This is a genomic window from Bremerella sp. P1 (assembly GCF_028748185.1).
In the GTDB taxonomy this organism is placed as follows: domain Bacteria; phylum Planctomycetota; class Planctomycetia; order Pirellulales; family Pirellulaceae; genus Bremerella.
In genome coordinates this window covers 4,584,837-4,597,381 of record NZ_CP118164.1, presented here as the reverse complement: position 1 = coordinate 4,597,381, position 12,545 = coordinate 4,584,837, and the positions used below count along the sequence as shown (strand labels likewise).

Below are 12,545 nucleotides of genomic sequence, written 5' to 3'. Positions count from 1 at the left end.
AATCATCGCCAAACGAACATTAGCCTGCAAACTGAGGGGCTCTCTTAGTGGCGGAATTGTGGCCCCAAATTAAAGACGAATTCAATAATCTCTATCTTGCCCTCAGCCGAGCGTTAAACGGCTGGCAGTTCCGTAAGGGTTCCGTTACCGGAAGAGAACTGATCCGCTTCAACGCCGACGTGCTGCAGGTAGCTGACCAGCAAATTGCAAAGAGGTGGAGCCTTACCTTCTTCGTAAGCGATATGCTGTCCGTGACGGAAATGCCCACCGGCGGCGACGATAGGCAAGTTGGTGTTATTGTGACTCGAGGCGTTGCCAAGATTGGAACCGAGCAGAATGGCCGTTTGATCCAACAACGAACGACCACCCTCTTTGGAGTCTTCCAGCTTTTGCATCAACTCGGCAAAAAGCCGCATCTCTTCCAGCTCGATAATCGTCAGCATTTCGATCTTGTCTGGGTCGCGACCATGATGGCTCAAGTTATGCCAACCGTCGTCGACACCATCGAGTGAAACCACCTCGTTGCCGCCGGGCGCGACGAGTGAAATGAACCGTGTCGAGTCGGTCTGAATCGCCAGGAAGATCATCTCGTACATCAAGCGTAGACGCTGAGTCAGTTCGGCCCGGTCATTGATGTCTTCGGGCTGCTTGCGGTCGACCATAGGCTTGGGCCGTTTTGCCCAAGACTCGGCTTGAACCAGACGCTGTTCCAGTTCACGCACGCTGGTGAAGTATTGGTCCAGCGTTTGATTGTCCTCACGGCCTACCTTTTTGGTGACCTTCTTCGTCTGGTCTTGAACCAGGTCCATGATGCTCTGGCCATCTTCGATGCGGCGCATCTGCTCTTCTTTTTCCTGCTGCGATCCTTCGAGAAAGAGCTTTGCAAAAAGCTTCGACGGACGGTTCTCTGCCGGAATCTGCACGCCACTGCGTGTGTAGGAAAGACTGTTATGGTCGACGGCCAACGTCAGCGAACCGAAGCGAGTCTTGTAGCCGAGTTGTTCGGCAGCCAGTTGATCGACCGAAATCGTGTTTTGAAAACTCGGCTGCCCTGGATGTGCGGCCCCAGTCAGGAAGCTCTTTTCCGCCGCGTGACCACCATCGACGTTCGGATGCATAATCCCCGAGATGACCGAGAACTTATCCCGCAGGCTCGCCATTGGCTTGAGGTAAGGAGTCAGCTCGTAATCTTTGCCGGCCTTCTCGGGAAACAGATTGGGCGTGTGAATCCCCAGCGGAGCACAGATGGCCAACATGCGACGGACGTCGCTCTGTTCACCTGATTCGTCTTTGGCCAGTAATCGAGTCGCCCCCATGCTGCTAAGCAGCGGCAGCCCCATCGCAATCCCAGAGGCACGCAAAAACGTTCGACGGCTAAGTTGGTTCGACATAGCGAATCCTTTAATTGCTCAGTGAGCCAAAAACTTTAGGGAGCGAGGAACAGGTCACTATCCACCACGGCCTGAATCATCGACTTGAGGCCATGGTCGTTCTTACTCGATGCGGCAACGATCTGCTCGACGGAATCTCGCTGGGGAAGTCCCATCCGGCGGCCGGTCGCGTAGATCAAGAGCTTCTCAGCGATTGCCCGAGCCACAAGGGACTCGTCATCGACCATTTGCTGACGAAATCCGGCGAAGTTATCGAACTCGCGTCCATCGGCCAACTCGAAGGAGGACTCCACATCGGGACCTCTGCGGTATGACTTCTGGTCCGGAATCCGCTCGCCTTCGCCAACCGATCGATAAAAATCACGATGCCCGCCAATGGCGTCGAATTCTTCCAGCGCGAATCCTGGGGGATCGATCCGCTTGTGACAACTCGCACAGGCAGCAATGCTACGATGCTTGTCCAACTGCTCGCGAATGGTTGTCGCACCACGAATATCGGGTTCCACCGCAGGCACCCCAGGAGGTGGTGGCGGAGCCGGGCGACCGAGCATCTTATCGAGTACCCACACGCCGCGAATCACCGGAGATGTGGTCGTGCCGTTGGCAGTCACCTTCAGCACACTGGCATGCGTCAGCACGCCGCCGCGGATACTTTCTTGCGGTAACGCCACCTTCTGGAAATGCTCGTGCCCTTCAACTTTCGGCAGACCATAATGCCCAGCCATGCGTTGGTTGAGGAACGTCCAGTCCGAGTCGACGAAGTTCACCACGCTCAAATCTTCCGTCAAAACGTGTTGGAAGAAGTGACGCGTTTCACCAAGCATTCCCTCTAAAAGCAGCGGGTCGTACTCGGGATAGAGCTTCTTGTCGGGTGTGGTGAATTCGATGTCGCGCAGGTCGAGCCATTGAGCAGTGAAGTCGTTAACCAGGTTCTCGATTTTGGGATCGGCAATCATGCGATTGACTTGCTGACGACGAACGGCCGGATCGCTCAACTTTCCTTCGGCAGCCAGTTTCAACAGCTGCTCGTCCGGCATCGTTGACCAAAGAAAGTACGACATGCGCGAAGCGATTGTGTAGTCGTCGACAACCGGCTCTCGGTTGAGAAGCAGGAACTGCGGTGAACAGAGCACGGACGTGACTCCCGTTCTTGCAGCCTGTTCAAAGGTACGGCCGCTGTCCAGTCGATTCTGAGCAAGGTCGATAAATGGCTGCATTTCTTCGTCGGATACCGGGCGACGAAATGCTCGCGGAATGAAGTCTTTCAGCATCCGCTCAAGGTCTTCTTTCGGCTGGGTCGACTCGACAATGTGCCCTTTGACATTCTTGCGGTGCCGCATCCAGATCGGCCAATGTTCTTTCATCGAGATGCTCTCGACGTCTCCAAACAGTTTCTTGGTTGCTTCAGAAGGAAACGCCTGATCGAGCGGACCGTACGTTTCGACCCAAGCGATTCCGACCCCGGGTCGTTTCTCATGTTTGTCGCGCCAAGTGACATGTTCTGGCCAAATGCGAGGAACGATATGAATCGTATCGCCTGCTTCCATGCGGCAAGTAAACTCGACAACTCGTGATTTTTCAGGAGTGCCCGTCGCATCGAAGATGCCAATAAACTCCTGCGTGTCTGGGCCAAAGAGAGACCCGACATACAAAGCGACGGAGATTGTTCGATCGTTTGGATCATGCGGCCAAATCGCCACGCGGCAACGGTAGACACCATCTTCAATTGGGTGCGCGTCATCAATCCGGGCCGGGGGCCAGCCTGGGGTGAACTTGACCAACGAACCGTCAACCTCGATGACGCCCCCTTTGTTCTTCTTGACCGAGTCGATATTCTCTTTGATCTGCATGAGCTCAGCACGGCGAGTTTCGGGCGAGAGAGGTTCGATCCGACGAATCGTCGCATCGAACGCGACATTGGCGGCCTTCAAGTACTCTTCCAACAGCACCGAGGAAAAGCTGAGTCCATCGATCCCTTTGTCGAATCCCTGGACCTTGCCATCTTCCGGCAACAGATCGACCAGAGGGACATCGATCCCCAGCAGGTCGTGCACCGTGTTTTCATATTCCTGGCGATTAAGTCGACGCAGTGAAATGGGCCGCGGAACAGCTTGAGTCACCGTTTCGACAATCTGCCCAATCAGTTGCTTCTTTTCATCAGCGGTGGGTTGTTCCTGATAGTCAGGCGGCATTTCTCCCCGCTCGACGGCATTGACGACACGCGACCAGACATGGGCGTTATCGAGCGACGCGGTTGGAAACTCGAGCGTATCGAGGCGAAGGCTCGCCTCCTGGGTTTCGGCGCCGTGGCACTCGACGCAATGGGTTTTGAAGATCGCGCGGACCTGCGCATTGTCAGCCGCAGCGACATAGTTTGTTTGGAATGCGAGAGCAGAAAGCCCCAGCAGGCAGGATGCGAATAGGTGGAGGTTCTTCATAGTTGAAGTATAACGGCGAAAAGGCAATTTCCTGACGTTTTTTGCCAGCAGATTGATAAGCTTTCCCACCTATGACGTGACCATAGAGAAGGTTACGTCAATTTTTCGCCGAGAATTTGCCGTCCGGGGCCATTTGGCCGATATCGCGAGACTCCTTTTAGCACTCGCTGATATTCACGGCCAAACCACCTCGCGACGTCTCTTTGTAGCGAGAAGACATGTCCGCGCCGGTGCGTTTCATTACACGAATCACCCGATCGAGCGAGACAAAGTGGCTTCCGTCACCACGCAGGGCCAACCGACAGGCATTGATGGCCTTCACCGCCCCCATCGCATTGCGTTCGATACAAGGGACCTGGACGAGGCCTTTAATGGGATCGCAGGTCAGACCCAAGTTGTGTTCCATCCCGATTTCTGCGGCTTCTTCGACCTGCCGCGGTGACCCACCACGCACTTCGGTCAGGGCACCTGCGGCCATGCTGCACGCGACACCCACTTCCCCCTGGCAACCGACTTCGGCACCCGATATCGAGGCATTCTTCTTATACAGAGCTCCGATCGCCGCGGCCGTAAGCAGGAACTGCTCGATCTTTTCCGGTGAAGACTCGGGACAGAAGCGGTCGAAGTAGCAAAGCACTGCCGGAATGATCCCTGCCGCCCCGTTGGTTGGCGCGGTCACGACCCGGCCGCCGGCGGCATTTTCTTCGTTCACGGCAATCGCATAGAGATCGACCCAGTCGAGAATATTGAGCGGATCGCGCATGTTCGCCTCAGGGCGACTGCAAAGCGTTTGATAGAGACTTGGGGCGCGACGACGCACATTCAGCCCGCCCGGCAAGATTCCTTCGTTTCGGCACCCTTGGTCGACACAGGACTGCATGGTCGCCCAGATCTTCTGGAGACCTTCACGAATCTCGGCCTCCGAGCGAAATGCCTTTTCGTTCTCCAAGGCAATTTGACTGATTCCACAGCCCTGCTCTGCTGCCAGCTTCAACAGCTCTGCGGCCGAACTGAACGGAAACGGAACCGCCGACATAGGCTGGGTAATCCCCTTCCCTTCATCCCCTTCCTTCACGACGAATCCACCGCCGATCGAGTAGTAGGTCTCGGCTGCTAGGGGCTCACCACTTTCCCGCGAGGCAAACGCACAAAAACGCAGGGCGTTGGGGTGGCCTTCCAGGAACGTCTTTCGCTGAAAAAGCAGATCTTCTTTCTCGAGGAAAGGAATCTTCCGCTGACCGGCCAGGTTCAGCTCGTTTTGACCGCGAATCACTTCCAACTTGCCGGCGACCGTTTCGGGATCGATCTGATCCGGGACTTCTCCCTGCAATCCCATCAGAACGGCAATATCGGTCGCGTGACCGATGCCCGTCAGCGCCAGCGAGCCATACAAGTCGACCTCAACGCGCCCTACGGCGTCGAGTAAGCCGCTATCGGATAGCGACGCCAGAAACATCTCGGCCGCGCGCATGGGACCAACACTGTGCGAGCTGGAGGGCCCAATGCCGATTTTGAACAGATCGAAGACCCCAACAAACGCCTGTTGCTCAGTGTTTTTCGGTGAATTAGCAAGCTTTGCTGGCTTAGTTGCCACGGGGAATTCCTACAGAAAACGAATGAAGCGCCTCTAGGAATTGTGGACTATCGCGCAGTTTTCGTGAAGGGTCATTTCCACGAAAACTCGATTCTTCATCTGAGAAAAATCCGAAAACGAGCGAAACCGACTTGGCAAAGCACCATTAGGCCAAGAGGTCTTTCACGATGTGACCATGCACGTCGGTCAGACGGAAATAGCGGCCCTGGAAGCGATAGGTCAGCTTTTCGTGATCGATTCCCAACAGATGCAGCATCGTTGCGTGAAGGTCATGCACATGCATGGGATTCTCAACCACATTGTAGCAAACGTCGTCCGTCTTTCCGTAGGTAAAGCCGCGTTTGATGCCGGCCCCGGTCATCCACAGCGAGAAACAGCGAGGATGATGGTCTCGCCCGTAGGTCTGGGCATTGAGCGTTCCCTGGCAGTACGAAGTTCGCCCGAATTCCCCACCCCAGACAACCAGGGTATCGTCCAACATGCCGCGCTGTTTCAGATCGTTGACCAACGCTTTGGTCGGCTGATCGGTATCTCGACATTGCCCCGGCAACTGTTTGGGAAGGGTGAAGTGCTGGTCCCAACCCATGTGGAACAACTGAACGAAACGAACGTCTCGCTCGGCAAGGCGGCGTGCCAGCAGACAGTTGTAAGCGTACGTTCCTCGCTTAGTGACGTCCGGGCCGTAGGCGTCGAGCACATGCTGCGGTTCGTCCGAGAAGTCCGTCAAGTCAGGCACCGATGTTTGCATACGGTAAGCCAGTTCGTATTGCTGAATCCGCGTGTGGATTTCGGGATCGCCAAACTCTTGCAGCTTCTTTTGGTTTAGCTTGGCCAGATCGTCCAGCATCCGACGACGGGCCGTCGGGTCAAAACCTTCCGGATTGCTGAGGTAAAGAACCGGGTCCCCGACGCTCATCAGCTTTACGCCACTGTAGGTCGACGGCAGAAAACCGCTTCCCCAAAGACGATCGTAAAGCGGCTGGCAGTTCGGTCGCCCGGTACCGCGCGAGACCATGGTGATGAACGTAGGCAGGTTCTGGTTCATCGTCCCCAGACCGTAATGCAGCCACGAGCCGAAGCTGGGGCGGCCTGGCAATTGGTGCCCTGACTGGAAGAAGGTCATCGCCGGATCATGGTTGATCGCCTCGGTTTGCATCGAGCGAATCAGGCACATGTCGTCGGCTAGCGAAGCAATGTGCGGGATCAGTTCGCTACCGATCTCGATACCTGACTGGCCGTTTTTAGTGAACTTATAACGCGAGCCAGCAAGCGGAAATGACTTCTGCCCTGCGGTCATCCCGGTGACGCGCTGGGTCATTTCGACAAAGTCGGCCAGCTCTTTGCCTTCGTTTTCTCGCAAGACTGGTTTCGGGTCGAAGAGCTCTTGCTGCGAAGGGGCTCCACTTTGAAACAAGTAGATCACGCGTTTCGCTTTGGGTGGCTTATGAAACGCCTTCATCGCCCCCGTCGGAGCAGGAATCTCCGTCTCCTTCGACTCGCCGAAAGCATCCTTTCCTAGTAGCGAAGCAAGCGCCGCGACACCTATCCCGGACGCCGACTTACCGAAGAAGTGTCGGCGAGTCAGCATCATGCGATGTTGGTTAGCGTCGTTCAAAGGATTCATATTCAATCACTCCGTGAGCTTGTCACGTGGAACTATTTGGAGGCAATGGGAACTATTCGATCGTGACGAATTCGTCCAGGTTCAAAATCAAGTGGGCTACGCTCGTCAGTGCCGCGTGCTCGACAGGATCAAGCGAACTATCAGCCGGCGTCTCTCCGACGGATAGCAGTTTCTTCGCCTCATCCGGCGAGTCCGCAAAATGCTTGCGGAAGAACTGCAGGTTATCGACCAGGATACTCAACGTTTCCTCATCCGCCGGACGAGCGATCGCCAATCGATACATGCTGGCCACGCGGTCACGATCATCCTTGGCTTCTGCTTGCAGCGACTCCTTCGCCAAATGCCGGGCACTTTCCAGGAATGTTTTATCGTTCATCAAAACCAACGCCTGAAGCGGCGTGTTGGTTCGGGTTGCGCGAACAGTACAAACTTCTCGGCTACCGGCGTCGAAGATCGTTTGACGCGGCGGATTGACGGCTCGCTTCCAGTAGGTGTACATACTCTTACGATAGAGACTGTCGCCTGCGTCCTGCTTGTATCGAATGCCGGCACTCGAAGCGACGGTCGACCACAGACCGGTTGGCTGATACGGTTTGACCGATGGCCCACCCGCTTTCTCGCTCAGCAGTCCACTGGCTTGCAGCGCTACGTCACGGATGGAGTAACCATCGGCTCGGTAACGTGGGCCGCGGGCAATCAGGCGGTTCTCTGGATCACGCTGCTTAAGCTCAGGCCGATGAACCGACGATTGGCGATAAGCGGCACTGGTCACAATCAAGCGGTGCATGGCCTTCATGTCCCAGCCAGACTCGATGAACTCGACTGCTAACCAATCCAAAAGTTCAGGATGGCTGGGCACTTCGCCTTGCAGCCCGAAATCTTCAACCGTTTTCACCAGGCCAACGCCAAAGTGATCTTGCCACATGCGATTCACAATCACTCGAGCGGTCAACGGGTTTTCTCGCGAGACCAACCACTGGGCCAACTCCAAACGATTGCTCGGCTGAGCCGAAGGATCTCCGGAAAACAACTCGGCAGGCACGGCTCGGCTGAGCGGCTCGTCCTTCACCGGCTCGTTGTATTGACCACGATTGAGCAAGTAGATTGGGGCATCGTCACCTTGCCGCTCGTTCATGACCATGACACTCACCTCAGGGCCGGCCTCGCTGCGGTACTGCTTTTCCGCTTTGGCAAGTTGACGCTGGGCCTTGAGTAGTGGCTCATCGATCGACTCGTAGTATTTGCGAATGACTTCCAGCTCTTTGGGCTTTCGCTCCTTCGCCGATTTCGCCAAGGCGGCTTGAACGTCCGCGTTAAGACCTTCTTCGGTAATCTTGCCCGCGTCGGCATGGTCGGAGAAGGCAATCTTGGCTTTGCCAATCGCATGATTCGCATACTGGCTCTCAAACTTCAGTTCAATGGTAAGTGACTCGTCACCTTCAAGAGAGACGGGTTCCGCGAATCGAATGATAGCGGTCACCGGTTCTGGCTTCACATCAGGACCGAACACGGCCCAACCAGTGTTCGCTTTGTCATCCAGAATATTCTTCACCGGGTAGCTATCTTGCTCGAAGGATGCCGTCGCCGATTGCAGTGCAATCGGTTTTCCCTTTCGAAGAACATTCAGTCTCGTCAGTACAAAGTTTCCATTGACACTTGGAGCAAGCTGTCGAGGCTTGGCAAACGCATCGTCCGGAAGTGCTTCGATTTGCAAAGCGGTTAGCGACTTCTGCTTCGGCTGAACAGTGATGTTGTAAACAATCTCGCTCGCCTTATTGCCGCCGGAGTAGCGAATGGTGCCGTCTCCTTCGATTGCCAGATCTCCATCACCTTTGAGCTGGGCATCTTTTAGCGTCGCCGAGGCCCAGGTAATCGAGTCCTCTTTTTGAGGTCCCTGGTAGTCAGCAAGCCACCGCTGCATACGCTCGGGTATGCCGGCCTTGGCAACTTCCAATGCTTTCTGGGCTTCGTCACGGCTGGCAATCGTTTCGGGCGAGACGCTGGCCAGTGGTGAGTTCGCTTTGATCGTCGGGTTAGCGCTGATGCCTCGTCCGATCCCTCGTTCGCCGATGTTGTTGAAGTATCCGTAGAACTGGTAAAACTCGCGCTGGCTCAGCGGATCGTATTTGTGATCGTGACAACGCGCACACCCCATGGTGAGCCCTAGCCAGACAGTCGAGGTCGTCTCGACTCGGTCGATGACGTTTTCCACCAGGAACTCGTCGGCAAGTGCGCCCCCTTCGGCATTCTGGCGATGGTTACGATTGAAAGCGGTTGCCAGTCGCTGCGAATCGGTTGCGTTGGGCAACATATCGCCTGCCAGCTGCTCGATCGTAAACTGGTCGAACGGCATGTTCTGGTGCATCGCCTGAATCACCCAGTCGCGCCACGGCCAGTTGGTACGTTCGTTGTCGTTCTGGTACCCATCCGTGTCGGCATATCGCGCCGCATCGAGCCAACGTAGCGATTGGTGCTCGGCATAGGCCATGGAATCGATCAACGTGTCGACCGCTTCGACATAGGTAGAATCGCTCGGATCGGCGAGAACTTTTTCTTGCAGTTCCGCAGGAGGCAACAGCCCAGTGAGCGTCAGAGATGCTCGCCGCAGTCGAGTCGCGGCGTCTGCTTCCGGCGAGGGCGAAAGACCTTCTTCGATCAGACGCTGGGCAACGAACTGATCGATCGGATTGGCCGACCAGCGGGCCTTCACTTCCTCCGGCCATGCGGAAGACTTGAGGGGCTCGTCGGGGACTTCGGGCCGCTGGGGCACTTCGAATGCCCAGTGACGTTGGTACTCGGCTCCCTGTTGAATCCACAAATCAAGGATCCGCTTTTCCCTCTCCGATAGCGATCGGTTGCTGTCAGGCGGTGGCATCTTGGCGAATTCGTCCTCGCTATGAATCCGCGCGTGCAATTCGCTCGCCTCTAAATCCCCGGGGACGACGCCTGCGTATCCCCCAAGATCGGCGAGGATATTCTCTTGGCTATCCAATCGGAATTCAGATTCTTGATTCTTGGCGTCTGGTCCGTGGCAATGAAAACAGCGATCAGAGAGGATCGGCTGGACCTGGGAGCGGAAATCGATTTTCTCTTCGGCCTGACCCATTCCTGGAATTCCGAGGAATATCAGTAAGCCTAGAGTATTGATCACGTTACGCCCAAAATACCGTAAAATGAACATGAAGCTTCTTGCGTGGGATTTTATGGGAAATCAAGGCAGGTATGCCTATCATACTCCCGATTTGCCATTAACCTGCCGCGCAATTTCGTAAGATCGTATTTTCCGAGAATTTGCGGCAGGTAAGCTCCCAGCTGGGAGTATGTAGACGAGCAATAACGACCTGAAATAAAGGCTCCCAAGTGGAAAAAGATCGATTTCTCACTCTATTTTTGAAACACGAGCGCGAGCTGGCGGCCATTGCCAGAGCGTCGCTGCCCGATTGGAATGCCGTCGACGACGTTCTGCAGGAAGCCAGTCTGGTGATGTGGAGAAAGATCGATCAGCTTCAGGCCGATGACGAGTTCATCCCCTGGGCACGCATGGTGTTACGGTTCGAGGTACTTAAGTATCGCCGAAACTGTAGTCGCGATCGCCTCCTGCTGGATGATGACCTGGTGGCGCTGATCGCCATTGAAGCCAAGGACGAGCCGTCGGAATACGTTCAAGAACAGCGATCGGCGATACGTGCCTGTCTCGGAAAGTTCTCCCCAGAACATCAGAAGCTGCTGCTGGCCCCTTACACGCGGGAAGAAGCAGTGAAAGAAATGGCAGAAGCGGCTGGAAAGACAGCCAACAGTCTCTATAAGCGACTGGGACGTTTACGAACCAAATTGCATAACTGCGTTCGGATGGAATTGGGAACCACGTCATGAGCAACGAACCTTCCCAACTTACCGATGAATTGATCGAGCGTTACTTTCTCGATCCTCAATCCTTGTCCGATTCCGAGCAAGCGACACTCGTTCGTGCGCTGAAGGAAGACCCGAGCGTCCGCAGCCGTTTTCGCGTGGCAGCATTCATCGATGCCGAATTGCGATTCGAGTCGAGCGGCGAAGAGTCGTCTCCAGCGCCGATTGCCTCGTCATCTTCTTCACTAGGAGATGCCTGGCCAAAGTGGATCCTGGCAATCGCAGCAACGCTATTGCTTGTCGGCATCTTGGGTTATTTCAATCGTCCAGCCAAACCCCAGCAAACCCAACAGGAGATCGCTGAGCAGCCTGTTCCATCCACCGAACCGGAAGTGGTCACGGCGATCGCCCAACTCGATGTCGGACACAATCAAAGATTCGAGCCAGGATTCGCCCCCAGCGGTAATGAGTTTCACCAAGGCGAATATCATTTGAGCGAGGGGGAAGTCACGCTGACGTTCCAGAACGGTGTAGCCGTTTCGCTCGAAAGTCCGGCCCGCTTCTCGATCATCGACTCCATGCGAATGCAGCTAGATCACGGACGTGCAAGGGCGATTGTGCCTGAGTCGGGGCATGGGTTCGTGATCGAAACCGCGACGATGGTGGTCGAAGACTTGGGAACCGAGTTTGGCATTGTGGTCGACGACAATCAAAACCAGGAACTACACGTCTTTGCAGGAGAAGTACGTCTTCACGATAAGGACTTACCTCCCGAACTTCTTACCGAGAACTCCGCACTTGCCTGGGACGCCGATACCCAGCGTCGCTCGATCACTCCGGATGACATGGCATTCGCCACCAGCATGTCGATTGGCTACAAACGGTGGTTGGACCATAGCCTGAAATTACGACAAGACCCATCGGCATTATTCTACTTCGACTTCGAGACCGATTCGCGGAAGAGCGAAGAGGTCATCAACCGGGCCACGACAGGAGTTGTCGACAACGGGCAACTGACCAATGGCATTTGGGCGACCGGACGCTGGCCTGAAAAAGGGGCGATGCTCTTTGAGAATACCGGCGACCGCGTCGAGCTAAACATTCCAGGGAAGTATGACCAGATCACGATCATGGCGTGGGTCCAGATCAATCGCTATGACTTCGCGTTGCAGACGGTGTTCAACTCGATCGATTACTCGCCGGGCCAGCATCACTGGAACCTTACCCGGGGTGGCAGTTTGCGAATGGGTCTTTCCAGCCAATACGATTTAACAAGCAAACAGACGCTGCCACGCAATCTTTGGACGCATGTCGCTGCTCAGATCGATTCCAAAGCAAAGGAATCGGTGTATTACATCGACGGCAAAGTAGTCGGCCGCAGGAAGTGGAGTCAATCGATCCCCATCCATTACGGCCCGAGCACCATCGGTGCTTGGGGTCATACCAATCGCGCGGGCGAGGTTGTTTACTCGCGTGACTTGCGAGGACGTATCGACGAAATCGCCCTGTTCAGCCGCGTCCTCTCGGCGGATGAGATTCGCCAGGCCTACGAGGCTGGAAGTAACTTTCAATAGTTATTTAACTTGTTTCGCATGCCGCCACACATTTTCGAAAATATAAATATACGAAATCGCGTAAGGCCTAGTCGC

Annotated in this window: 7 protein-coding genes; 2 read left to right on the top strand and 5 right to left on the bottom strand. The window is 55.3% G+C overall.

Going from position 1 to position 12,545, the window contains the following annotated elements; all coding sequences use genetic code 11:
- Positions 1-113: 113 nt before the first annotated feature.
- The 5 genes from PSR63_RS19285 to PSR63_RS19265 all read right to left on the bottom strand — a co-directional run bounded on the left by PSR63_RS19285 (position 114) and on the right by PSR63_RS19265 (position 10,153).
- Positions 114-1,391, bottom strand: coding sequence for a DUF1552 domain-containing protein (locus PSR63_RS19285; protein ID WP_274327312.1), 1,278 nt, complete (start codon positions 1,389-1,391; stop codon positions 114-116).
- Positions 1,392-1,426: 35 nt separating this feature from the next.
- Positions 1,427-3,829, bottom strand: a complete 2,403-nt coding sequence (locus PSR63_RS19280; RefSeq protein ID WP_274327311.1) for a DUF1592 domain-containing protein — start codon at positions 3,827-3,829, stop codon at positions 1,427-1,429.
- A 157-nt stretch (positions 3,830-3,986) separates the two neighbouring features.
- Positions 3,987-5,423, bottom strand: coding sequence for an L-serine ammonia-lyase (locus PSR63_RS19275; RefSeq protein WP_338000651.1), 1,437 nt, complete (start codon positions 5,421-5,423; stop codon positions 3,987-3,989).
- A gap of 145 nt (positions 5,424-5,568) precedes the next feature.
- The gene (locus PSR63_RS19270; RefSeq protein WP_274327310.1) at positions 5,569-7,047 is read right to left on the bottom strand and encodes a DUF1501 domain-containing protein; all 1,479 of its coding nucleotides are present in this window, start codon (positions 7,045-7,047) and stop codon (positions 5,569-5,571) included.
- A 52-nt stretch (positions 7,048-7,099) separates the two neighbouring features.
- On the bottom strand, positions 7,100-10,153 hold the full coding sequence (locus tag PSR63_RS19265) for a PSD1 and planctomycete cytochrome C domain-containing protein (RefSeq protein WP_274327309.1): 3,054 nt from the start codon (positions 10,151-10,153) through the stop codon (positions 7,100-7,102).
- Positions 10,154-10,407: 254 nt separating this feature from the next.
- Between PSR63_RS19265 and PSR63_RS19260 the strand changes: the two genes are divergently transcribed.
- Positions 10,408-10,920, top strand: coding sequence for a sigma-70 family RNA polymerase sigma factor (locus tag PSR63_RS19260; RefSeq protein ID WP_274327308.1), 513 nt, complete (start codon positions 10,408-10,410; stop codon positions 10,918-10,920).
- A complete protein-coding gene (locus PSR63_RS19255; RefSeq protein ID WP_274327307.1) occupies positions 10,917-12,470 on the top strand; it encodes a LamG-like jellyroll fold domain-containing protein in 1,554 nt (517 codons plus the stop codon). Before PSR63_RS19260 ends, PSR63_RS19255 begins: the two co-directional genes overlap by 4 nt.
- Positions 12,471-12,545: the final 75 nt, after the last annotated feature.

Excerpts from the sequence above, each read along its gene's own strand:
- PSR63_RS19285 (WP_274327312.1), bottom strand. The coding sequence starts at position 1,391 with ATGTCGAACCAACTTAGCCGTCGAACGTTTTTGCGTGCCTCTGGGATT.
- PSR63_RS19280 (WP_274327311.1), bottom strand. The coding sequence starts at position 3,829 with ATGAAGAACCTCCACCTATTCGCATCCTGCCTGCTGGGGCTTTCTGCT.
- PSR63_RS19270 (WP_274327310.1), bottom strand. The coding sequence starts at position 7,047 with ATGAATCCTTTGAACGACGCTAACCAACATCGCATGATGCTGACTCGC.
- PSR63_RS19265 (WP_274327309.1), bottom strand. The coding sequence starts at position 10,153 with ATGGGTCAGGCCGAAGAGAAAATCGATTTCCGCTCCCAGGTCCAGCCG.
- PSR63_RS19255 (WP_274327307.1), top strand. The coding sequence starts at position 10,917 with ATGAGCAACGAACCTTCCCAACTTACCGATGAATTGATCGAGCGTTAC.